A 691-nucleotide genomic window follows, 5' to 3' on the forward strand; every position below is an offset into this window, starting at 1 on the left:
AGATCGAAATTGTCTTTCAGCTCCGTTCGCCGAAACTGTGCGATGAGCTCCTCAGCCTCGGAGGAGGTGAGATGAGATACATCGATCAATTCAAGATTGGTGCATGGCGGAGCATCAAAGCATTGAACCGGACCGTCTTTGTCGATAAAGCGCGCCGAAAGTGCCTGGTGGGAATGAATGACCTCGGTCCAGGCGCGATTGAACCGAGCTAAACTGATGTTTCCCTTAATGCGCAGCCCGCCTTGAATGATGTAGTTCCGGGCAGATGGATCGAGCTGCGCCAAAAACCAAAGGTGCTCCTGGAGGTGCGTCAGAGGTGATCGGTTTAGCTTTCGGCATGTCAAAGCCGTACACGGATTGAGCTCAGTGCGCCCCTCGATCGAAGCGGCAAGAGATCGAATTGTGCCATTCAGGACCAGTCTGAAATCCGCTCTCACTCCTAGCAAGGTCTGCAACTGTCCCAATATAAGCATTGCGCGGAGCGAGTCTCCGCCAAGGCTTATGAATTGGTCATTTACACCTATGTTCTCGATACGCAAAATGCCGGACCAGATTTGACGTAGCCGGACTTCGAGGTCTGATTGCGGCTCCGCGAAGGGCGTTGACAATAACGGCCGAACACTGGCCGGGTCAGGCAACGCTGCAAAATCGACCTTTCCGTTCCTGGTCAGTGGAATATCGTCCACATGGA

1 protein-coding gene and 1 pseudogene are annotated in these 691 nt (G+C 53.3%); both read right to left on the minus strand.

Annotated elements, in window-relative coordinates; all coding sequences use genetic code 11:
• Window positions 1-284 (minus strand): condensation domain-containing protein (locus I6F37_RS45425; protein WP_249791758.1); only part of this gene is annotated, 284 nt, incomplete at its 3' end.
• A 111-nt stretch (window positions 285-395) separates the two neighbouring features.
• Window positions 396-686: pseudogene (locus tag I6F37_RS45705) on the minus strand (phosphopantetheine-binding protein); the annotation flags it as partial.
• Window positions 687-691: the final 5 nt, after the last annotated feature.

The organism is Bradyrhizobium sp. NBAIM08 (assembly GCF_020193935.1).
GTDB classification, from domain to species: Bacteria; Pseudomonadota; Alphaproteobacteria; order Rhizobiales; family Xanthobacteraceae; genus Bradyrhizobium; species Bradyrhizobium yuanmingense.